This is a genomic window from Mycobacterium sp. 663a-19 (assembly GCF_035616495.1).
GTDB lineage: Bacteria > Actinomycetota > Actinomycetes > Mycobacteriales > Mycobacteriaceae > Mycobacterium.
In genome coordinates this window covers 77,141-97,730 of the sequence record NZ_JAPJAV010000003.1, presented here as the reverse complement: position 1 = coordinate 97,730, position 20,590 = coordinate 77,141, and the positions used below count along the sequence as shown (strand labels likewise).

Here is a 20,590-nt window from a genome sequence, read left to right as displayed (position 1 = left end):
TTACCACCATTGCGCAACAACGTGTACCCGGCAGCTCGGCCTAGGCGTCGGGCCAGGCGGGAAGCTTCGGTGTCGCTCCCTCGATCACGGCGAAGTTCACCGTCGCCGTGGCGAGGAGTTCATCGCCGTCGCCGTAAATGTCGACCTGCATGACCATCGACCGGCGCCCGGACCGCAGCATCCGGGGCACCGCGAACGCCGAGCCCTGCCGGATCGGCCGCAGGTAGCGGACGAACAGGTCCGCGGTCGTCATCGTGGTGCCCGGTTGCAGGTATTCCAGCCCGAACTGTCCTCCGGCCACGTCCACGAGCGTCGCAATCAAGCCGCCCTGCAGCGCGCCGGAGGTGTTGACCACCTGCGGGCTGACCGGCATCGTCATGGCGAATTCGCCCTCGCGCGAGCCCGGCCGCATGCCGATCTGCGCGAACAGCTCCGACAGCGACGGCGCGCCCGACTCCTCGTCGGTCTCCCGGATGCCCAGGGCGCGGCTGCAGAAGTCATACAGCTGGCCGGCGTCGATCGGTGTTCCGTTCAATTCGCTGCCCAGCCAATGCAATCGCTGCGCACCCACGATCGTCTGCATGACGATCGCGGCGGCGGCGCCGACGTCGAGCCCCGGGTTGAACACGCCCTCGGTGATGCCCTGCCCGACGATGTCGCGGATCAGTTGATGCAACGGGGACAGCACGCGGGCGTATTCGCGGGGTCGGGTCTCGGCCAGGTGCTGGTTGTAGAGGCTCAGCGCCCGGTTCAGGCTGTCCTGGGTGCTCGATTCGGGCTGTTGGCTGACGCGGTCGATCACCAGCTTGAGCGCGGCGGTGCTGTCCAGGCCGGTGGTCTCGGCGCGCCACGCCTCGGCCGATTGCGCGATGGTCCTGTCGAAGAGCGCCAGCAGCAGCTCGTCCTTGCTGCTGAAATGCTGGTAGAAGGCCCGCAACGAGGTCTTGGAGCGCGCGACGACCTCCTGCACGGTGAAGTCGGTGCGCCCGGTTTCGCCCAGTATCGCGACGGCGGTCTTGATGAAGCGGTCGCCGCGCGTCACCTCGGTTTCAACGCTGGGGTCGGTCATGAGAATGAGGTTACCGCGCGTTGTGACATATCCGCGAAGGTGGAATGCGAATATCCTTCCGCCATGGCGGCGACGGTGTCCGGGAAAATCGCATTCGTTACCGGCGGCGCGTCCGGCATCGGCGCCGCGTTGACCACCGAGCTGTTCAACGGGGGCGCCGAGGTCTGGATCGCCGATCGTCAGATCGCACTGGCGCAGGAGCTGGCACGACGCCTCGACCGCGGCGGCGCAAGGGTGCATGCGATCGAGCTCGACGTGCGCCACTACCCGTCGTTCGAACGCGCGGTGGCCGAGGCGGTACAGCAATCCGGGCGGATCGACTACCTGTTCAACAATGCCGGCATCGGCGTCGGAGGCGAGGCTGATTCGTACACGCTCGACGACTGGAACGACGTCTTCGACGTGAACCTGCGCGGTGTGGCCCACGGCATTCAAGCGGCCTACCCGATCATGATCCGGCAGCACTCCGGGCACATCGTGAACACGGCGTCGATGGCCGGTCTCATTGCCTCTCCCGGCACGGTCAGCTACACCGCCACCAAACACGCGGTCGTCGGAATCTCGAAGGCGTTGCGGGTGGAGGCCGAGGGCCACGGGGTCCAAGTGTCGGTGCTGTGTCCGGGCGCGATCCGGACCCCGATCCTCACGGGCGGCAAGTACGGACGAGTCGGTATGGCCGACGTCAACGACGAGGACATCCTCAAGTCTTGGGAGCGGTTGCGCCCCATGGCACCGGAAAAATTCGCCGAGCGCGCCCTGCGCGCCGTGCTGCGGGGAGACGCGATCATTGTGGTGCCGGCATGGTGGAAGGTGTTTTGGTACCTGGAGCGGCTCTCCCCGACGTTGTCGCTGCGATTGGCGAAGTTGGCGCTCAAGCGCATGCGTGAAATCGAGTCCGGCGTCTCGTGATTCGCTGGGGTAGTCCATATCCGCCCCGCGCCGCGATCAGTGAACTCTCAGGAAAGCAGTACCGACGGTACGAATAACCCGCCACTCGGGCGGGTACGCCCTTGGGTGAACAGTTGTTCCGCGGCGCAGCGCCGTTCGCTTCGCTGGTGGCTTGATTGTTCGTTTCGAGGCAACGAAGGAACCGGCGGAGGCGCTTCGTCGGCGGGAGGAGCTTCTCATGCCAGAGGTCCAACTTCACCAGGAAGGACACCCGAAGTATCGGCGGATGGTCCGTTTCGATTGGTCGGACACACCGCTGCACTGGGTGCCCGGCGACCCGTTCTCGACCCACATGATCAACGTCCTGCATCTGCTGCTTCCCGAGGGTGAGCGGCACTTCATCAAGGCCGTCCTCGAGGCGTCGTCGCTGGTCGATGACCCCGAGTTGGAGGCGGCCATCAAGCCGTTCATCCAGCAGGAGTCCTGGCACGCCTGGGCGCACCAGGTCGTGTTGGACCACCTGGCCGAGCAGGGCATCGATACCAAGCCGTACACAGACCGGCTCGGGAGAGTGTTGTCGATGACGCTGGGTGATGCCCCGAAGTGGTTTCCGCCCGCGATGAAACGGTGGTGGCTGTATCGACGGCTGGCCGATGTGGCCGCGCTGGAGCATTACACCGCGATGTTGGGCCAGTGGGTGCTTTCGAACCGAGGCCTGGACTACGCGAAGGCCGACCCGATGATGCTCGACCTGCTGCGCTGGCACGGCGCCGAAGAGGTCGAGCACCGCTCGCTGGTGTACGACGTCTTCCAACACGTCAGCGGCAACTACTGGATCAGGGCGTTCTCGATGTTCTTCACCACGCCGTTGTTCGTCGCCTGGTGGGTCGCGGGTGCCCGCAACCTGATGGCTCACGACCCGACCATCGACCAAAAGTGGCGCTGGCGGGACTGGCTGTGGGCCGCGCGCGAGTACCGGTTGCCGGGCCCATGGAAGCTCATGGTGACGACGCCGGTTCGGTATCTGCGGCCCAGCCACCATCCCAACGACGAGGCGTCCACCCAGATGGCGGTCGACTACCTGAACTACTCGCCGGTGGCGAAGGCGGCACGGGAGCGGGCGCGTTCCCAGGCGAAGTCGGGCGGACCCGATGGTTCCCGCGGGGTTTCCGGCGTAGCGGCGGAAAGGGCTGAGGTTCGATGAAGGTTTCGGTGGATCTGGACACCTGCGACGGCAACGGCGTCTGCATGAGCATTTGCCATGAGGTGTTCGACGTGCGAGAAGACGGGCTCCACTTGCTCCAGGACGAGCCGCCCGCGGAGTTGCGCCAGCAGCTGATAGGTGCGGAGGTGTCTTGCCCGACGCAGGCGATCAAGGTGGAGGAGTGAGCCAATGCCGAGTCGTCAGCTGAATGACGTGGTCGTGGTCGGTGCGGGCGTGGCAGGCACGCGGGCGGCAGAGACCTTGCGGCAAGAGGGCTACGACGGTGCGCTGACCATCGTGGGATCCGAGCGGCAAGCCCCCTACCATCGCCCGCCGCTGTCGAAGAAGTTGCTTACCGGCGAGGTGCACCGCGCCGGTGTCGACCTGGCGCCGCAGTTCGACTTCGAGGCGCGTGTGGTGCGAGGGGCATCGGCGCTCAAGTTGGACATGGCCGCGCGTGTGGTCCACGTGCGCGACGAAAACCAGGATCTGGCAGTGCGATTCGACGGGCTGGTGATTGCCAGCGGGGCGGTCCCGCGCCAATGGCCGGGCCCGGTTCCCGACGGTGTGTTCGTGCTGCGCACGGTCGAGGATTGCCTGGCGATCCGCCAGCGGTTGGGCTCGCGGCCCCGGGTCGTGGTGGTCGGCGGCGGATTCATCGGTGCCGAGGTCGCCGCGAGTTGCCGCTCGTTGGGCCTGGACGTGGTGCTCATCGAGAAGGCCACCAGTCCACTACTGGCCGCCTTGGGCGGCGAGTTGGCACCTCGCTGGGCGGACCTGCACCGCGACCATGGAGTGGACTTACGGGTCGGCGTGGGCGTCGACGCGTTCGTCGGCAACGGCCGCGTGGAGGCGGTTCGGCTCACCGATGGATCACAGGTTCCGGCTGATCTCGTCGTCATCGGACTGGGCGTGACTCCTGCCACCGATTGGCTCGAGGGCTCGGGATTGCCTGTGGACGACGGCGTGGTCTGTGATGCCACCGGAGCGGTCGAGGGCGGCACCGACGTCGTCGCCGCCGGCGATGTCGCGCGCTGGTTTCATCCGCTGTACGAACGGCACCTGCGGACCGAGCACTGGGACGATGCCGGACGTCAGGGCGCATTCGCCGCCCGGACGCTATTGACGGGGCCGGACGACGCGGAGGCGTACGTCGGCGTGCCATATTTCTGGTCCGATCAATATCACGTCAAGATGCAAATGCTCGGTGTACCTACCGATTACGATGCGCTCGAAGTTATCGAAGGCGATCCCGATACATGGGAGTTCCTCGCGGCGTACGGGCGTGGCGGCCGCACCATTGCGGTGCTAGGGACGGTCTCTAATCGGGTGTACTCCTATCGCGATGCCATTGCGCAGCGCGCCGAATTCCCGCCGAGAAGGCCGGATTAGCCGCCCCGGGCCGCGATCATCGCCGAGCGATTGACCTTGGTCGCCGCGGTGCGGGGAATCGCGTCGACGAACTCGACGGTCTTGGGGGCTTTGTAGTGGGCGAGCCGGCTTTTGGCGTACTCGATCACCTGTTGGTCGGTGAGCTTGTCATGCCCGTCGGCGAGTTGCACCACGGCGTGGACCCGACGGCCCCACTGCGGATCGGAGAGACCGATGACCACGACGTCGGCAATGCCCGGGTGGCCCGCCAGTGCCGACTCCACCTCCGCGGGAAAGACATTGGCGCCGCCCGTGACGATCATGTCGACGCGGCGGTCGACGATGTAGAGGTAGCCGTCGTCGTCCAGGTAACCCATGTCGCCCGCGGAGACGAAGCCGTCGTCGGTCGACGGCAGCGGCGGCGCCCCGCCCAGATAGCGGGATCCCGCGCTCATCGGCGCGCGCAGATAGACCTCTCCGTGCTCGCCGGAGCCGACCGGTTTCTTGTCGGCGTCCAGGATCCGGATCTCGGTGTCGCGAAAGCCGCGGCCGACGCTGCCCGGATGGGCGAGCCACTCGTCGCCGCGCAGCGCGGTGAGGCCAAGGTTCTCGGTCATGCCGTACGCCGTCACGATCCGCTCGGGGCCCAGCAGCTCGAACCAGGTCTGCATCAGCGACGGCGGCATCACGGCGGCGCCCTGCAGGATGAACACGACGCTGGACAGGTCGCGCTGCCGGACGTCGGGCCGGGACGCGATGCGCGACAGCATGGTGGGCGTGGCCGTGAAGTTGGTGATCCGGTAGCGCTCGATCACGTCGAGAACCAGTGCGGCATCGAACTTTTCGAGCACCACCAGGTGGTCGCCCGCGAGCAGGAACAGAAAGGTGGCGAAGCCGTTGGTGTGATACATCGGGGCGGGCACCATGATCGTCTGGGGCTGGGGGACCGGTGTCCAGTTCGACAGGAACGGCTCGCCGTGCTGCGGCGTCCACAGCGACGGCGCCAGGCTGAGGATCACCTTCGGCACGCCGGTCGAACCGCTGCTGCAGATCCCGTTGGCGTTGGGGGAAACGGCCTCGGGCAGCGGGCCATCGGATTCGCGGGCCGCGTGCGCATCCAACTCCCACCGGCTCCTCTCGTCGACGACGACCGCGGGTTCGATCACGTCGCGCACCCGGTCGCGCTCCCAATCGGGCAGATCCCAGTGCATGGGGACGGGAACCGCGCCGATCTTCCAGCAGCCCAGCGCGGCCAGCACCAGGTGCTGCGAGTTCGGGATGGCCAGTGCCACAAGGGAACCCGTCTCGGCGCCAGCGCCGGCCAACGCCCGTCCCCATTGGTTCGCGCGCGCGTCGAGTTCGCCGAAGGTCAGCGATTGCGCGCGGCCGTCGAGCGCGACGACGGTCACCGCCGGGTCGTCGCGCCGTTCGGCGGCCAGCTGCGCCAGCTTGGTGCCGAACGGGATGCCGTCCTCCAACGGGTTCGGCGTGGCCGAGGGCGCGACGGGTTGGGTGCTCATGCCGAGACGGGCTGGCTGAACAGTGTCTCCAGCGAGCCGTCGGGCACGCCGGGGATGAGCCGCAGCGCCAGTTCCTCGGTGCTCAGCGGCAACCGGATCAGCGGCTGGGTGTGCCGGTCGAGCACGCTGACGTCGGACTCGTCGCAAAAGCCCAGGGCGCCGAGCAACTGATGAGACGTGCGCAGCACCTGCCGCGCGGTGTCGGCCGCCTTGAGCCGAAGGACGAGCGCGTCGGCCGAACGGACTTGCGGTGCCGCCGATTCCGGGCGGGAGACGGTGAATTTGGCGAGCTCGTGCAGCCCGCGCACCGCGACGGCGGCATCCGCGACGGCGAACCTGACCGCCTGGAAGTCCGCCAGCGGCTTGCCGAACTGGACGCGGGCGCGCACGTGTTCGGTGACGATCTGCAGCGATTGCTGCACTGCTCCCAGAATCCGCCATGATCCCAGCACGAGATGAAGGTTAACGTCGGCGGCCGGGACGGTTCCATCGGGTGCGCTCAGCGTGGCCGGCACCAGGAACGGCCCCAATTTGGCGTTGGTGCGCGACCCGGACCGCGGGTGGTAGCGGTTGCCGTCCACGTCGGCGGCGATCCAGTCGCCGGGCAGGTCGCCGTGATCGATGCGCGGCGCCGCCGGGTTGACCAGGGCCAGCCGGGCGCCGTCGATCGCCAGCAGCTCCTCGACGACAGGGTAGGGCAGCGCCGTCGCGCCGGCGGACTGGCAGAGCACCGCGGCGGCCAACAGGTCGTCGGCCGACGAGCGGACCTCGAGCTCGAACGCGCCGACCTCGCTCAGGGCCGCGCGCGCCGACCGCCGAACCTGGTCGTCGGCCTCGGCGCGCAGCGCTGCCGGCGGCCCGCCCAACCGGGTGAGCCGCTTGGCGGCGACGGCCGCGAAGTCGCTGATGTCTTGTGGCAGATCGGTTTTCACCGGTGCCCTCCCAATACGTCCCGCGCCACCAGCATCTTCTGCACTTCGATCGTGCCCGACGCCACGGTGGCCGCCTGCGCGTAACGCCAATGGTCTTCGATCGCCCCGTGCAGGGGTGCGGAGCTGCCGCTGTCCAGCGCCGTCGGGCCCAGCACGTCGAACAGCAGCTCGGCGACCTGCTGGTCGCAGGTCGTGGTGGCGATCCGGGCGGCGCTGGCGGCCGCGCCCGCCGCCGGATCGTCCTGCAGCGACACCGCCCGGTAGGCCAGCATCCGGGCCACCCGCAGGTCGACGAGCGCCCGCACCCAGCGGGTGCGAATCGATTCGGGCAGCCCGTTCCAGTCGTCGCCGAGTTCGGCGCGCATCCGCTCCAGCAGCGATTCGCAGCGCGCATAGCGCGCGATGCCCACCCGCTCGAACGCCAGCGCCTCGCGCATCACCCGCCAGCCGTCGCCCACCTCGCCCAGGACGTCGCCGGGGAACGCCGGCACGTCGTCGAGGAACATCTCGTTGAGGTGGTGCGGGCCCAGCATCGAACCGATCGGCCGGACGGTGAAACCGGGCCGGTCCATCGGGATCAGAAAAAGGGTGAGCCGCTTGGGTTTTGGGGCCTCGGGGTCCGTGCACGCCGCCAGCACGCACCAGGATGCCATCTGCGCGTACGACGTCCACACCTTCTGGCCGGTGATGCGCCAGCCGTCGCCGTCGCGCACGGCGCGGGTGCGCAGCGAGGCGAGGTCGGTCCCGGCCTCGGGCTCCGAAAAGCCCTGGCACCAGATCACGTCCCCGGAGGCGATGGCCGCCAGGTGCTTGGCCTTCTGCTCCGCGGTCCCGTAGCGCATGAGTGCCGGGCCGACCCAGTTGATGCCCATGTACTGCGGGCCGCGAGGCTCGTGCTGCGCCCACATCTCCTCGCGCAGCACCGTCTGCTGCCACACCGAACCGCCGCCGCCGCCATGCTCTTTCGGCCAGGCCAGCGCCAGCAGGCCCTCGGAGGCCAGCAGCTTGCAGAACGTTTCGGTGGTTGCCAGATCCTGCGGGTTCTCGGTGCAGGCGCCCAGAAAGTCGGCGGGGATGTGGTTGGCGATCAGCTCCCGCAGGTGGTTTCGCAGTTGGCCGGCATCGTCGCCGAGGTCATAGTCCATGTTGGTCATCCCTTCGGCAGCCCGAGCAGCCGCTCGGCGATGATGTTGCGCTGAACCTCCGACGTCCCGCCGTAGATGGTCGCCGCCAGCGCATCCTGGCGTTCGAAGAGCAGGTCCGGGTCACCCGCGGAACGCGGGCCCGCCGCGGCGGCGCCGAGTTCCCAAACGCGTTGCAGGGTAACCGATCCGAGCAGTTTCAGGATGTCCGCCTCCGGGCTGGGCCGTCCCGCCAGTTCGTTGCCCAGCGCGCGGTAGCCGGTGGCGCGCAGCGCCTCGGCGTCGGCGAGCAGCGAGCCGAGCTCGGCGTAGATGTCGTCGTCACGGGTGCCGCGGACCGAGTCGAGGCCGCGCTTGATCTCGACCCAGTTCATGATCCAGATCATCTGGCGCTCGTGCTGCAGCGACCCCAGCGCGACGTTCCAGCCGCCGTTGAGCGGCCCCAGCAGGTTTTCCGCGGGCACCGCGACGTCGTCGAGGAAGACCTCGCAGAACGTCTCGTCGGAGATCGACGCCATCCGGATGGGTTCGATGCGCACCCCGGGCGAGTGCAGGTCGAGGATCAGGCAGGAGATGCCGCGGTGTTTCGGCGCGTCCGGATCGGTGCGGGCGTACAGGGTGCACCATCGCGACTCGTGCGCCTGGGTGGTCCAGATCTTGTGGCCGTTGACCCGGAACACGTCGTTGTCGCGTTCGGCGCGGGTGCGCAGGCCGGCGAAGTCCGACCCGGCCTCCGGCTCGGACATGCCCAGCGCCCACCATTCGTCGCCGCGCAGCAGGGGAACGAGCAGGCGCTCGATCTGGGCGGGCGTGCCGAACTGACGGATGCCGGGCGCGGCGACGTTGGGGCCGGCGATGTTGGGCAGCTTGGGCGCCGAGCGCATCGCCCCTTCCAGCCGCACCTCCATCGCATCGCGCAGGCCCAGCGACCGGCCGCCCTGCTCGCGCGGCCACGTCGGTTGTATCCACCCGGCCTCGAACGCGGCCCGCTGGTAGTCGCGCCGCAGCGTGAGGTCCCAGCGGTAGCGCCGGTAGTTCTCGTAGTAGTCGTCCGGCAGGAATGCCGCCAACCAGGCCGCGAACTCGGCGACCACCTCGGATCGAGTGCTCACCCCGCCCGTCACGCCGCGCCCCCCGCGAAGCGGTGGCCCACCGCGTGATACAGCGCGCGACTGTCCCCGAGCAGCGCGGCGCCCTGCCAGGCGCGCCGCACGTAGAGGTGAACGTCGTGCTCCCAGGTCTGCGCCAGCGCGCCGTGCACCTGAACCGCGGTGCGCGCGCAATTGGCCGCCGCGTCGCCGGCGGCCGCCTTGGCCAGTGCCGCGGCGGTCCAGGCATCCGCGGGTGCGGCGGTGGGGTCGCCGAGCCGGGCCGCCGCCGCGTAGGTGAGGCTGCGGGCGCGTTCCAGGGCGACGTAGTTGTCGGCGAGCGCGTGTTTGATGCCCTGGAAGGCCCCGATCGGGGTGCCGAACTGGCGGCGTGCCTTCGCGTGCTCGACGGATCGGTGCAGGGCCGCGCTCGCCACGCCGACCAGGTCGGCGGCGGCGGCCACCAGCGGCGCCGTCAACGCCGACCCGACTCCCACCCGCGCGGTCGCCACCGGCTCGACGTCGATCTCCACGTCGGCCACCGGCTGGGCGGGGTCGGTCGACTCCGCCGGAACCGGCGTCACCCCGTCGCCGCAGCGCGCCACAGCCGCCACGACGCCGTCGTCGGACCTGGCCAGCGTCACGATCAGGTCCGCCCGGGACAGGTTGGGGACCGCGATCGCCCGCCCGCGCAGCCGCCCGCGCCGCAGCGTCATCGGCGCCCCGGGCAGCCGGCGCCCGGGGGAGTGCACCGCCAGGGTGGCGACGACGCCGCCGGCGATGTCGGCGAGCACCGAGTCGAGGCCACATCCGCGCAGGGCGCCCCCGGCCAGGCCGACGCTGCTCAGCAACGGGATCGGCGCGATCGCGGCGCCGCACTCCTCGAGGACCACCGCGAGCTCGACCGGTCCGTAGTCGCCGCTCGCATCGGGCGCGGCAAGCTCCGTCCAGCCCAGGCCGACGACCGTTTTCCACAGCGTTCGCCAGCGCTCCGGGTCGGTCATCGCCTGGCGGGCTGCGTCGGGCGGGCACTCGGTGCGCAGGATGTCGCGCACAGTGTCGCGCAGCGACAGCTGCTCCGAAGTCAGACCGACATCCATAAGACCCCTAACATAATAAAAATAGTAAACTAGCGACGCTGTCGCAATCGATGCATAGGTGGCGCATGGTCGAGTGGTATCTGTTCCTGCCGCAGGTGAGGCTGTCGGCGGCCGACATCGCCGAACGGGCGCGCCACGCCGAGGCCAGTGGTTTCGACGGGATCGCGTTCATCGACCACCTCGAGGCGCCCGGGCTGCCCGACGAAAACATCTGGGAGGCAATGGGCATTGCCACCTGGGTGGCGGCCAAGACGGAGCGGCTGCGGATCGGTCACCTGGTTTTGTGCGACGCCTTCCGGCACCCGGCCTTGCTCGCCAAGCAAGCCGTCACCTTGTCGGAGGCGTCCGAGGGCCGGTTCGATCTCGGCCTGGGTGCGGGGTCCTGGCCGGCCGAGTTCGCCAGATTCGATGTCGGCCAGCAGGATCCGGTGGCCCGGGTGCAGCAGCTCGGGGCTCACCTAGACCTGCTACGGCAGTACTGGGGCGACGGCGGCGACGACGCCGGCCCGGTCCAGCTGCCGCGACGGTCCCATCCGATCCCGCTGGTGCTCGGCGGCACCGGGCCCCGGATGATGGAACTCGTTCGCAGACACGCGGATTGGTGGAACCTGCCGGCAAACCACTTGGACAGGTTGCCCAAGCTGGCCGCCGCGGCGGGCGGCGCCCGGGTCTCGATCCAGCAGATGGTGGGCTTCGTCCGGTCGGGCAGCGACCCGAACACCGTCCGTGACGTGAGCACGCGGCGATTCGGCAACCTGGGCTCGGGGCTGGTGTGCGGGGACGCCGACGAGCTGATCCGGCACTTCGCGGGTCTGGCCGCCCAGCGGGTCGAGCGCTTCTACGTGTGGTTCGCCGACTTCGCCGTGCCCGATTCGCTGCACGAGTTCGGCGAATCGGTGATCAAGTCTTTCCCTGGCGCCGCCGCCGCGCCTCGGTAGGCACCACCGGCGGCCGGGCGTAGGGGCCGCGCTGCACCGCGGAAAGCCGTATCTCCGGCAGGTCGACCGACGGGTCGACGGTGTCCAGCCACGCGACCGCCTCGGCGACGTCGGACACCCGAATCGCGTACATCTCGAACGGAACGTCCTGCAGCATCTCGGTTTCCACCGGGCCGGGCGTGACGATGTGTACGGCGATGCCGTCGCGATCGACCTCGAGCGCCAGCGCGCGGGCGAACGCGTTCATGCCGGCCTTCGACGCGGAGTAGGCGGTGCGGGCCATCATCGGCTCGTGCGCCGCCGACGACGAGATGAACACGAACCGCGAGCCCGCCCGCATCCGGGGCAGCGCGGCGGACGTCACCACGAAGCACGAATCCAGGTTGGCCGACATGATCGTGCGCCACTGCTCGAAAGTCTGCTTGCGCGCGTAGGTTCCGCCGAGCGCGCCGGCGGCGTGGACGACGAGATCGATCGTCTCCAATGTGCTTATCGCGGAAGCAAACCCGTCCGGATCCGACGCGTCGGCCACGATGTGACGGGCGCCGAGCTCCTCGGCGGCCGCGCGCAACGGAGCTTCACGTCGCGCCGCCAGCACCACGTCGTAACCCAGCTCGCACAGCTTGCGACCGCACCCCTTGCCGATTCCGCCGCTGCCGCCGGTGACCAGTGTGGTTCGCATGGAACGGCCGTCGCTCAGGATTGCCGGATGTCCCGCGGGCGCGACCCCGAACGTGACAGCGCCTGCGGCGACAGCGCATAGATCCGCTGATCGGGCCGGCCGGCCAGCACATAGGTCTGGGTGTCGGCGAGGTGGCGGCCGGCGATGCGGCGGGCCCGGTCGACGTCGCCCTCCGCGATCGTCTCGGTCAGCTTGATGTGCGTGCTGAGCACCGCGCGGCGCTGCGCCAGCGACGGGTAGGTGCCGCGCGCGGAGCTTTCATCGGCCCATCGTTGTTCGTGGCTGGTCCACAGCGTCTCCAGGCTGCCGACGACCGCGATGATGGTGTGGTTCCCGCAGCCGTGGACGATGAGATCGTGGAACTGGCGGCCGATTTCGGTGAAGAGCCGGCCGTCGTCGAGGTGCTCGGCCATCGAATCGTTGACGCGCGTGAGCTCCGGCACCAGGGTGTCCGCCCGGTCGGGCCGCTGGGCCGCCAGCGCGGCGCAGGCCGGCTCGAGTTCCCGCAACGCCATGCCCAGGTCGGCCACCTCAACCGACTCGCTCTGCAACAGCAGGCCGAGCATGTAGGCCGCGCTGGTCTTGGCCGGCGCGTGCACGACGGCGCCGCCCCGGTTGCCGCGCCGGACCGAGACCAGCCCCTCGGTTTCCAGGATCCGCAGGGCTTCCCGCAACGAGACCAGGCTGACGTTGAACTGTTCGACCAGCACCTCTTGGCGGGGTAGCAGATCGCCGTCGGCGAGCTCGCCGTCGATGATCTGGCGGCGCAACTCGTCGGCTACGATTTCGGCGATCCTCGGCGCCGACAAACGGCGGCGGGCATCGGGGCCAATACCCAGGGCGGTCATCCAATCCTCGCAAGTCAAGTGGCTTAGCTATTTTAGCAGTAATGGTATAAATAGCTGGGTGAGTCGCGGATCCGACAGCCGGCCGACACCGCTTCACGAGTTGCGCGTCGTCGAGATCAGCGACCGGATAGCCGGCGCCTACTGCGGCAAGCTGTTGGTCGACGCGGGGGCGCAGGTACGCAAAATCGAACCGCCGCAAGGGGATTCGCTGCGTCGATACTCCGCCGCCGGCTCGCCGGTGCCCGACGGCGCAACATCGCCGTTCTACAGCTACCTCAACGCGGGCAAGCGCAGCATGACCATCGGCGACGATGCCGAACGGTATGCCGCCGAGCTGGCGGGCGCCGACATCATCGTCGTCACCGCCGGCCGCACGCGGGCGGCGGCGCTCGGGATCGACCCGCGCCGGCTGCTGGCCGATTCACCGCGGGCGGTCATCGTCACCATCTCCGACTTCGGCTGGACCGGACCGTACGCCGACCGCGCGGCCAGCGAGTTCACCCTGCAGGCGTGGGCCGGCTCGCCGGGCTTCCGCGGCGACCCCGCCGGACCGCCCATTTCGATCGGCGGCGACCTCGGCGAATACATGGGCGGCGTGTTCGCCGCGTTCGGCGCGCTGGCGGTGCGCCGCCGCGTCGAGCGCCGCGGTCCCGGCGAGCACCTCGATTTGTCCATGCTCGAGGCGATCACCGCGATGCAAAGCAGCGAATGGCTGCACTCCCAGCTGCTGCGGGTGCCGCCGATCAGCCGCACCACCGAGGTGCCGTCGATAGAGCCGGCCAAGGACGGCTACGTCGGGATCACCATGGTCACCGGTCAGCAGTGGCTCGACTTCGTGGCGATGGTCGAATGCCCGCAGCTCGAGGAGATCGAGCAGCTGCGTTTTCAGATCGGCCGCTGGGAATACCGCGACCTGATCCGCGAGCAGATTCACCCGTGGCTGGCGCAGCGGACCGTCGACGAGATCGTCGAACTCGGGCAGCTGTTCCGGCTGCCCATCGCGGCGTTGGGCAACGGCTCCACCATCCGAGACCTCGAGTACGTGCGGCAGCGGGGGGTGTTCGTGCGCAACCCCGCGGGCTTTCACCAGCCGCGTCCGCCGTGGCTGATGTCGGCGTGTGCGCCCGCGCCGTCGGGCCGCACCGCTCCCGTCGGGGCGGACAACGACGAATCACCTTGGCGGAAAAGCGAACCCGAGGAGGCGACGGCGCCGCCGACGCGGCCCCTCGAGGGGGTCCGCATCGTCGACCTGACCGCGTTCTGGGCCGGGCCGGCCGCAACCCATCTGCTGGCCGCCTTCGGCGCCGACGTCGTCAAGGTGGAGTCGATACAGCGGCCCGACGGCATTCGCTACTCGGGTGGGATGCGCACCGACGTGGACGACTGGTGGGAGTACGGCTGGGTGTTCCACGCGATGAACACCAACAAGCGTTCGGTCACACTGGATTTGGGCTCCGACGACGGGCGCCGCCTTTTCAAGAAGCTGGCCGCCGGCGCCGACGTGGTGATCGAGAACTTCTCGCCGCGGGTGATGGACCATTTCGGGTTGACCGCCGATGTGCTGCTGGAGGTCAACCCCCGCCTCGTCGTCGCGCGGATGCCCGCGTTCGGGCTGACCGGCCCGTGGCGCGACCGGGTCGGATTCGCCCCCACCATGGAGCAGATCGCCGGCCTGGCCTGGGTGACCGGGCTGCCGGACGCCCCGCCGGTCACGCCGCGCGGCGCCTGCGACCCGCTGGCCGGCGTGCACGCCGCCTTCGCCGTGCTGGCCGCGCTGAACTTCGCCGAGCGCACCGGAACCGGGCAGCTGCTCGAGCTGCCGATGCTGGAAACGGTGTTGAACGCCACCGCGATACAGGCGATCGAATGCGAGGTGTTCGGGAAAACGCTGGGCCGGCGCGGCAACCGCGGTCACTGCGACGTGACCCAGAACCTTTACCGCTGCGCCGGCCCGGACGACTGGATCGCGGTCACCGTGCAGGACGACCGGCAGTGGCGCGCCCTGGTCGATCTGATGGATCGGCCCGCCTGGTGCGACGAGCACCTGTGCACGGTGGCCGGGCGGCGCGAGCGCGCCGACGAAATCGATTGCCGGCTGGCGGAGTGGTTCGCCGGGCGGCCGCTCGCATCGACGGTGGAGCGGCTGGCCGGCGCGGGCATTCCCGTCGCGCCCGTGGTGTCGCCGTCGCTGGTCACCGAGAACCCGCAGCTGCGTGACAGGGGATTCTTCGAGGCGCTGGACCATCCGAGCACCGGGCCCGGGCTCTACCCGTGCCCACCGTTCGCCGCGCTGGCCGGCCAGGAGCGGTGGCTGCGGCGTCCACCGCCGAGGCTGGGCGAACACAATGAGGAGATACTGTGCGACCTGTGCGGGCTGACCGACGCGGAGCTCGCGCGGCTGAGCGCGGCGGCAGTGATCGGGACGAGACCCAAAGGGCTGTGAGCGGGGGACAGCAAACCGCACGGCCGCCCTGAGGTTTGTTGCCCGAAACCAGCACGATCGGCCCGGCGAAGTTGCTACCGTCAGGCGATGAAACGCATGTTCATGGCGGTGGCGGCGGCCGCCCTTGTGCCCGCGACATCGCTGGTCTTCTCCGCCGGCGCAACGGCCGATCAATGCAACAGCGCGGACTGTGTTCCGTACCTGCGCTACAACGTGACCCCCCAGGCGCCGTGCAGCAGCAACGGCCGCTACCTGTTCGGCCTTGACGCCAACCGGCAAACCATGATCTGCATCCAGGGCCACTGGGCGATGGCCGCGCCGCTGCGGGGCGTGCACAGCGCGGGCGAGACATGCCCCGGCGTCGACGCCACCGCTCAATCGCCCGACGGGTTTCCGTTGATCTGCGGCCGGGATCCCAACACCGGCCAGTCGATCTGGAAGAGCAACGACTGACCCGCAGCACCGCTCCCCACGCGTACCGTCGCGGATAGCATGAACGAATGGCAACCCTGAGGAGCAGCCGATGCGAGTAACCGTCGACGAATCACTCTGTGAGGCCAACGGGTTCTGCGAATCGATCGCCCCGGACATCTTCGAGCTGGGCGACGCGGACGTGGTGCAGATCGCGGACGGCCCAGTGCCGCCGGACCGCGAGATCGACGTCCGCGCCGCGGTGGAACAGTGCCCGAAGGCGGCGCTGCGGCTGATCGACTGACTAGCGCTCGGTGAGCGATATCGACATCTCGTCGTAGATCGACATGTTGGTGGTCAGGTTCGGGTAAGTGACCTTGGCCGGGCCGATTTCGATGTCGTCGCAGCGCAGCAGCAGCTCGTCGAACACCGCGCGAAGCTCCGCGCGCGCCAGCATCGCACCCAGGCAATGGTGCGGTCCGCCGCCGCCAAAGGCCACGTGCGGGTTGGGCTGACGGCCGATGTCGAACGTGAACGGCGACTCGAAGACCTCCTCGTCGCGGTTGGCCGACCGCAGCATCGACACCACCCGGTCGCCCCGGGGGATGTGCTGGCCGTCCATCTCCACGTCGACCTTGGCCGTGCGCGTCCAGTACGCCACCGGTGACGCCCAGCGCAGCACCTCCTCGACGGCGCTGGGTCGCAGGTCTTCGTGTTCGCGATACCGCTCCATCTGCTCGGGATTGGCCACGAACGCCTGCAGCCCGATGGCCATCGCGTTCTTGGTGGTGTCGCTGCCGGCGAACGTCAGCACGAAGAAGAAGAACTCGAGTTCGTTTTCCGGCAGGCTGAATTCCTCGCCGTCGTCGCCGGTGATCACCGCCGACGCCAGCGTGCTCCAGATGTCGTCGGTGGGATTGCGCCGCTTCTCGGCGGTGAGCTCCATCGCGTAGCCGAAGACGGTGGCGTACAGATCGGTGTAGTCCTGCTGGGTCGGCCGCGCCCCCGGCGCGTTGGCCTTCAGGATGCGGTCCAGGGAATCGAAGATCCGCGGCCGGTCGGATTCCGGTATGCCGATGATGTCGCCGATGACCGTCATCGGCAGCGCGTCGGCGACGTCGGCGATCCAGTCCCCGCCGCCCCCGGCGAGCAGGCGGTTGATCATCCCGGCCGCACGCGCGCGGATGCCGTCCTCGAGTTTGGCGATCGCCCGCGGGTTGAAGGCGTTGGAGATCAGCTTGCGGCGCTTGTTCAGCGCCGGCGGGTCCATGTTGATGATCGTCGGGTACGACGAAAACATGCCGACGGGCTGGATCAACGGGCCGTCGACCGCGGTGAACGAGTCGACGTCCCGGTGCAGGCGAACGGTGTGGCGATGCTTGGTGGTCACCCAGAAATCGCGCTGGACGGTCCGGGCGACACCGGGGGTCAGGCCGTGCCGGAAAATCGGCCTGCTGCGCCGCAATTCGGCAAACAGCTCGTCGGGAAAGCCGTTGCGCCACAAGGCAAGATCGGAGAGGTCCACTGCCGCAGCCGTCATTTGCAACCCCGGTTCCTTCGACACCGCGCGACGGCCGGCCGGCGCCGCGTTGACGTTCAATGCTTAAGATAGTAAAAATAGACCCAGACGTCGAACCGCGGTGGTGTCAAGGGCGGCCCGGTTGCGCTGGGCTCACCTTGTTTGAGGCGGGATACGGAGTACTCGTGACGGATACGATTTCAGGCCCGACTTCCGAGCCGGGCGAAGACCCGTCGGAACGTGAGTTCGGGCAGGGCGGCATCGCGCTGTCGACCTACCGGTTCCCGACGGGGTGGTTCATCGTCGCTTTCGCGTCCGACCTGCAGGCCGGTCAGGTCAAGCGGGTGCACTACTTCGGCGAGGAGCTCGTGCTGTTCCGCACCGAATCCGGCCGGGTGCACGCCATGGACGCCTATTGTCAGCATCTTGGCGCCAACCTGGGCGTCGGCGGCACCGTGGAGGGCGAGAACATCGTCTGCCCGTGGCACGGCTGGCGCTGGCGCGGCGACGGCACCAACGCGCTGATCCCGTACAGCAAGATCGGCTGCAAGAACAACGTCCGCATCCGCACCTATCCGAGCATGGAGTGGTACGGCTTCGTCGTCGTCTGGCACGAACGTCATGGCCGGGCGCCGTATTGGCAGCCGCCGGTGTTGCCCGAACTGGAAACCAACGAGTACTACCCGCTGCACCCGCACACCCAGATGCTCAACCGGGTCAAGGTGCACCCGCAGATGATCATCGAGAACGCCGCCGACCCGTACCACGTGCAATACGTGCACAAGGCCGCCAACCCCGCCACCACAGCCTCGTTCGAGGTGTCGGGTTATCACCTGCACGCCACCGTGAACGCCCATTTCGGCGGCGGCCGCGCGTCGACTTGGTTGACCCCCAACGGGCCGGTCGACGCCAAGATCATCTACGACAACTACTCGCTGGGACTAGGTATCGTGCGGTTCCCCAGCGAGCTGGTCGCCACCATCCAGGTCACCGGGCAGACGCCGGTGGACGAGGACTACACCGACTACTTCTACACCCAGGCCTCCGTTCGCGAGCCCGGTGACACCGGCGACGTGCCCACCGGGCGGGCCGCCAAATTCCTGGCGCTGCAGCAAGAGGTCATCAAGCAGGACTTCTTCACCTGGGAGAACATGAAATACCTGGAGAAGCCGAACCTGGCGCCCGAGGAGGCGCACGACTACGCGGCCCTTCGCCGCTGGGCGCACCGCTTCTACCCGGGTCCCCAACCGTCGCCCGCCGACTTCGGCTACACCGCCGAGGGTGAGCCCGACCCGGCGGCGTCGAAAGCCTGACTGGACGCCTGATGCCGGGGCCGTCGGATTTCGGCGTCGATCGCTTCACCGTGCCGGCCGTGCTGGATCGCCGGGCCGAGCAGTACCCCGACCGGGTGATGATGTCGATCGGCGGCGTCGACGTGACCTTCGAGCAAATGCGGCGGCGATCCCGCGCCGCGGCGAACATGCTGACCGAATTGGGCGTCGGCCGGGGCGACAGCGTGGCGCTGTTCACCGCCACCTGCCCGGAGTGGGTCTACTTCTGGCTGGGCGCCGCGCGCATCGGGGCGATCAGCGCCGCGGTCAACGCCGCGAACCGCGGCGACTTCCTGCTGCACACCCTCCGCCTGTCGCAGGCCCGGGCGATCCTCACCGATGCCGAGCGACGTCCCCGCGTCGACGAGGTTTTGAGCCGGCTGGACACGGTGACCGACGTTGTGGTGCGGGATGATTCGCTCACCGACGCGTTGAGCCGTGGCGCCGATCCCGCGGTGGCCGATAGCCCCGCCGGGTTGGCGGACATCGGCGCGCTGTTCTACACCTCGGGCACCACCGGGCCCTCGAAAGCGGTTGCCACGACGTGGCATTACCTGTTCTCGGTGGCCGCGACGGCCGCTGCGGCGTGGGAATTTCGCGCGGGGGAGGTGCTGTGGACGGCGATGCCGCTGTTCCACCTGAGTGCCGCGCCCAGCGTGCTGGCGCCGATGCTGGTCGGCGGGACGACCGTGCTGGCGCAGGCATTTCATCCCAGCGAGGTGTGGGACGACGTCCGCGCCCAGGGCGCCATCGGCTTCGCCGGCGCCGGCGCGATGGTCTCGATGCTGCAGAACCTGCCCGCCGATCCGCGCGACGCGCAACTGCCGCTGCGGTTCATCTCGGCGGCGCCCATCGACGCCGACTCCTACCGCGACATCGAAAAGCGTTACGGCTGCCGCATTGTCACGATGTACGGGATGACCGAAGCCTTTCCGATCGCCGTCAAGAGCGTGTCCGAGGAAGGGATTCCCGGAACGTCGGGCCGGCCCAACCCCAACTTCGACGTGCGCATCGTCGATGACGACGGCGCCCCGCTGCCCGCCGGCACCGTCGGGGAGATCGCCTGCCGGGCCAGGCATCCGCATGTGATGAGCGAGGGCTACGTGAGCCACGGTCTGCGGGTCGAGCCGCACCAGGAATGGTTCCGCACCGGCGATCTCGGCCGGCTCGACCCGGACGACAACGGCGACGAGCACCTGACATACGTGGACCGCATCAAGGATTCGCTGCGCAGGCGCGGCGAGAACGTCTCCTCGGTCGAGGTGGAGACCGTCGTCACGAGCCATCCCGCGGTCGCCGAAGCCGCCGCGATCGGGGTGCCCAGCGAGTTGGGCGAGGACGACATTCTGCTGATCGTGACGATGCGCCCGGGCGCCACACTGGATTACGCCGAGTTGCTCGACTTCTGCGCCGCCCGCATGCCGTACTTCTGCGTGCCCAGATTCGTCGAGACGGTTGATGAACTGCCGAAGAACGTCATTGGGCGAATACGTAAAGACTTGTTGCGATCTCGGGGCCTGAACCCCACTGCCTGGGATCGTGAAGCACACGGTTATGTCGTTAGTCGCTGAGTTCAGTTAGTGTTTGCATAAGGCAATTTGCCGGCGATTTCGCCAGAGAGGCTGGAGAAACAAGATGACCCTGACCTATCAACAAGAACAGTTCCTCCACGCCGCGACGGCCCGCGCCGCCATCCTCGACCTGACCGCCCGGCAGAACCGGGCCTACTCCGACGGCGACCGGGAGCGCTGGGTCGCGACGTTCCGTCATTCCGGTGCCAGCTACACCCGCGACGGCGAGGTGTTCACCGATCTGCGCGCGGCCTTCGATGGCGGCGACGGGCAGCGGTTGGTGACCGTGGATCACGAGATCCGCATCGACGGGATCCACGCCGAACAGCGCTGTGTCGCCGTGCTGTACGCCACCATGTACGGCGACACGACGCTGCGGGCGACCGGGGTGCTCCACGACAAGCTGATCTACGAGCGCGGCGGCTGGTATTTCGAATCCCGGGCGCTTGCTTGGGATTCGGTGCCCAGCCGGCATCCGCTGGTCATGTAGGCGGCGCCGCTCCGTGGACTCCGACCTCAGCTACCAGCTGACC

20 protein-coding genes are annotated in these 20,590 nt (G+C 68.6%); 11 read left to right on the top strand and 9 right to left on the bottom strand.

Annotated features, from left to right (window positions below; all coding sequences use genetic code 11):
- Positions 1–40: 40 nt before the first annotated feature.
- Positions 41–1,069, bottom strand: coding sequence for a hotdog fold thioesterase (locus OQ968_RS07095; protein WP_324676106.1), 1,029 nt, complete (start codon positions 1,067–1,069; stop codon positions 41–43).
- 63 nt (positions 1,070–1,132) lie between these two features.
- Here OQ968_RS07095 and OQ968_RS07090 point away from each other — a divergent pair, with 63 nt between their 5' ends.
- The 4 genes from OQ968_RS07090 (at position 1,133) to OQ968_RS07075 (ending at position 4,553) form a co-directional block, all read left to right on the top strand.
- Complete coding sequence (locus tag OQ968_RS07090) at positions 1,133–1,978, top strand: SDR family oxidoreductase (RefSeq protein ID WP_324676104.1); 846 nt, start codon at positions 1,133–1,135, stop codon at positions 1,976–1,978.
- A 217-nt stretch (positions 1,979–2,195) separates the two neighbouring features.
- Positions 2,196–3,161, top strand: a complete 966-nt coding sequence (locus tag OQ968_RS07085) for a metal-dependent hydrolase (RefSeq protein ID WP_324676102.1) — start codon at positions 2,196–2,198, stop codon at positions 3,159–3,161.
- A complete protein-coding gene (locus tag OQ968_RS07080; protein ID WP_076060441.1) occupies positions 3,158–3,346 on the top strand; it encodes a ferredoxin in 189 nt (62 codons plus the stop codon). Before OQ968_RS07085 ends, OQ968_RS07080 begins: the two co-directional genes overlap by 4 nt.
- 4 nt (positions 3,347–3,350) lie before the next feature.
- Positions 3,351–4,553 (top strand): FAD/NAD(P)-binding oxidoreductase, encoded by a 1,203-nt coding sequence (locus OQ968_RS07075; protein WP_324676099.1) that lies wholly within the window; start codon positions 3,351–3,353, stop codon positions 4,551–4,553.
- Here OQ968_RS07075 and OQ968_RS07070 read toward each other — a convergent pair.
- From OQ968_RS07070 to OQ968_RS07050, 5 genes are read right to left on the bottom strand one after another with little or no spacing between them, the layout of a single operon-like run.
- On the bottom strand, positions 4,550–6,052 hold the full coding sequence (locus OQ968_RS07070) for a class I adenylate-forming enzyme family protein (RefSeq protein ID WP_324676097.1): 1,503 nt from the start codon (positions 6,050–6,052) through the stop codon (positions 4,550–4,552). The two genes, OQ968_RS07075 and OQ968_RS07070, sit on opposite strands and share 4 nt — an antisense overlap.
- A complete protein-coding gene (locus tag OQ968_RS07065) occupies positions 6,049–6,984 on the bottom strand; it encodes an acyl-CoA dehydrogenase family protein (protein WP_324676095.1) in 936 nt (311 codons plus the stop codon). The genes OQ968_RS07070 and OQ968_RS07065 overlap by 4 nt, the downstream gene beginning before the upstream one ends.
- A complete protein-coding gene (locus tag OQ968_RS07060; RefSeq protein ID WP_324676093.1) occupies positions 6,981–8,138 on the bottom strand; it encodes an acyl-CoA dehydrogenase family protein in 1,158 nt (385 codons plus the stop codon). Before OQ968_RS07060 ends, OQ968_RS07065 begins: the two co-directional genes overlap by 4 nt.
- On the bottom strand, positions 8,135–9,220 hold the full coding sequence (locus OQ968_RS07055; RefSeq protein WP_324676656.1) for an acyl-CoA dehydrogenase family protein: 1,086 nt from the start codon (positions 9,218–9,220) through the stop codon (positions 8,135–8,137). The genes OQ968_RS07060 and OQ968_RS07055 overlap by 4 nt, the downstream gene beginning before the upstream one ends.
- A gap of 26 nt (positions 9,221–9,246) precedes the next feature.
- Positions 9,247–10,314: an acyl-CoA dehydrogenase family protein gene (locus OQ968_RS07050; RefSeq protein ID WP_324676091.1), complete on the bottom strand. Its 1,068-nt coding sequence runs from the start codon at positions 10,312–10,314 to the stop codon at positions 9,247–9,249.
- Positions 10,315–10,379: 65 nt separating this feature from the next.
- On the opposite strand from OQ968_RS07050, the gene OQ968_RS07045 reads away from it, so the two are divergent.
- A complete protein-coding gene (locus OQ968_RS07045) occupies positions 10,380–11,252 on the top strand; it encodes an LLM class flavin-dependent oxidoreductase (protein ID WP_324676089.1) in 873 nt (290 codons plus the stop codon).
- Here the strand turns inward: OQ968_RS07045 and OQ968_RS07040 are convergent.
- A complete protein-coding gene (locus OQ968_RS07040) occupies positions 11,215–11,934 on the bottom strand; it encodes an SDR family oxidoreductase (RefSeq protein WP_324676087.1) in 720 nt (239 codons plus the stop codon). The two genes, OQ968_RS07045 and OQ968_RS07040, sit on opposite strands and share 38 nt — an antisense overlap.
- Before the next feature lie 14 nt (positions 11,935–11,948).
- Positions 11,949–12,782 carry a FadR/GntR family transcriptional regulator gene (locus OQ968_RS07035; protein WP_324676085.1) on the bottom strand — a complete coding sequence of 278 codons (834 nt, stop codon included), beginning with the start codon at positions 12,780–12,782 and terminating at the stop codon, positions 11,949–11,951.
- 58 nt (positions 12,783–12,840) lie between these two features.
- On the opposite strand from OQ968_RS07035, the gene OQ968_RS07030 reads away from it, so the two are divergent.
- From OQ968_RS07030 to OQ968_RS07020, 3 genes are all read left to right on the top strand, one after another.
- Positions 12,841–15,225: a CoA transferase gene (locus OQ968_RS07030; RefSeq protein WP_420715854.1), complete on the top strand. Its 2,385-nt coding sequence runs from the start codon at positions 12,841–12,843 to the stop codon at positions 15,223–15,225.
- 87 nt (positions 15,226–15,312) lie between these two features.
- A complete protein-coding gene (locus OQ968_RS07025; RefSeq protein ID WP_324676084.1) occupies positions 15,313–15,678 on the top strand; it encodes a hypothetical protein in 366 nt (121 codons plus the stop codon).
- A 70-nt stretch (positions 15,679–15,748) separates the two neighbouring features.
- Positions 15,749–15,940 (top strand): ferredoxin, encoded by a 192-nt coding sequence (locus OQ968_RS07020; RefSeq protein WP_324676083.1) that lies wholly within the window; start codon positions 15,749–15,751, stop codon positions 15,938–15,940.
- Here the strand turns inward: OQ968_RS07020 and OQ968_RS07015 are convergent, their stop codons facing one another.
- Positions 15,941–17,236, bottom strand: coding sequence for a cytochrome P450 (locus OQ968_RS07015; protein WP_420715853.1), 1,296 nt, complete (start codon positions 17,234–17,236; stop codon positions 15,941–15,943). It abuts the gene before it with no gap.
- Positions 17,237–17,340: 104 nt separating this feature from the next.
- On the opposite strand from OQ968_RS07015, the gene OQ968_RS07010 reads away from it, so the two are divergent.
- The 3 genes from OQ968_RS07010 to OQ968_RS07000 all read left to right on the top strand — a co-directional run bounded on the left by OQ968_RS07010 (position 17,341) and on the right by OQ968_RS07000 (position 20,547).
- Positions 17,341–18,468 (top strand): aromatic ring-hydroxylating oxygenase subunit alpha, encoded by a 1,128-nt coding sequence (locus tag OQ968_RS07010; RefSeq protein WP_324676079.1) that lies wholly within the window; start codon positions 17,341–17,343, stop codon positions 18,466–18,468.
- 11 nt (positions 18,469–18,479) lie between these two features.
- Complete coding sequence (locus OQ968_RS07005; protein ID WP_324676077.1) at positions 18,480–20,057, top strand: AMP-binding protein; 1,578 nt, start codon at positions 18,480–18,482, stop codon at positions 20,055–20,057.
- 64 nt (positions 20,058–20,121) lie between these two features.
- Positions 20,122–20,547: a nuclear transport factor 2 family protein gene (locus tag OQ968_RS07000; protein ID WP_324676076.1), complete on the top strand. Its 426-nt coding sequence runs from the start codon at positions 20,122–20,124 to the stop codon at positions 20,545–20,547.
- The last annotated feature ends 43 nt before the right edge of the window (positions 20,548–20,590 follow it).

Bases quoted from the DNA above. Each gene is read 5' to 3' on its own strand.
- OQ968_RS07050 (WP_324676091.1), bottom strand. From the start codon at position 10,314: ATGGATGTCGGTCTGACTTCGGAGCAGCTGTCGCTGCGCGACACTGTG.
- OQ968_RS07020 (WP_324676083.1), top strand. From the start codon at position 15,749: ATGCGAGTAACCGTCGACGAATCACTCTGTGAGGCCAACGGGTTCTGC.
- OQ968_RS07085 (WP_324676102.1), top strand. From the start codon at position 2,196: ATGCCAGAGGTCCAACTTCACCAGGAAGGACACCCGAAGTATCGGCGG.
- OQ968_RS07025 (WP_324676084.1), top strand. From the start codon at position 15,313: ATGAAACGCATGTTCATGGCGGTGGCGGCGGCCGCCCTTGTGCCCGCG.
- OQ968_RS07040 (WP_324676087.1), bottom strand. From the start codon at position 11,934: ATGCGAACCACACTGGTCACCGGCGGCAGCGGCGGAATCGGCAAGGGG.
- OQ968_RS07005 (WP_324676077.1), top strand. From the start codon at position 18,480: ATGCCGGGGCCGTCGGATTTCGGCGTCGATCGCTTCACCGTGCCGGCC.
- OQ968_RS07035 (WP_324676085.1), bottom strand. From the start codon at position 12,782: ATGACCGCCCTGGGTATTGGCCCCGATGCCCGCCGCCGTTTGTCGGCG.
- OQ968_RS07075 (WP_324676099.1), top strand. From the start codon at position 3,351: ATGCCGAGTCGTCAGCTGAATGACGTGGTCGTGGTCGGTGCGGGCGTG.
- OQ968_RS07070 (WP_324676097.1), bottom strand. From the start codon at position 6,052: ATGAGCACCCAACCCGTCGCGCCCTCGGCCACGCCGAACCCGTTGGAG.
- OQ968_RS07000 (WP_324676076.1), top strand. From the start codon at position 20,122: ATGACCCTGACCTATCAACAAGAACAGTTCCTCCACGCCGCGACGGCC.
- OQ968_RS07090 (WP_324676104.1), top strand. From the start codon at position 1,133: ATGGCGGCGACGGTGTCCGGGAAAATCGCATTCGTTACCGGCGGCGCG.
- OQ968_RS07045 (WP_324676089.1), top strand. From the start codon at position 10,380: ATGGTCGAGTGGTATCTGTTCCTGCCGCAGGTGAGGCTGTCGGCGGCC.
- OQ968_RS07060 (WP_324676093.1), bottom strand. From the start codon at position 8,138: ATGACCAACATGGACTATGACCTCGGCGACGATGCCGGCCAACTGCGA.
- OQ968_RS07095 (WP_324676106.1), bottom strand. From the start codon at position 1,069: ATGACCGACCCCAGCGTTGAAACCGAGGTGACGCGCGGCGACCGCTTC.
- OQ968_RS07080 (WP_076060441.1), top strand. From the start codon at position 3,158: ATGAAGGTTTCGGTGGATCTGGACACCTGCGACGGCAACGGCGTCTGC.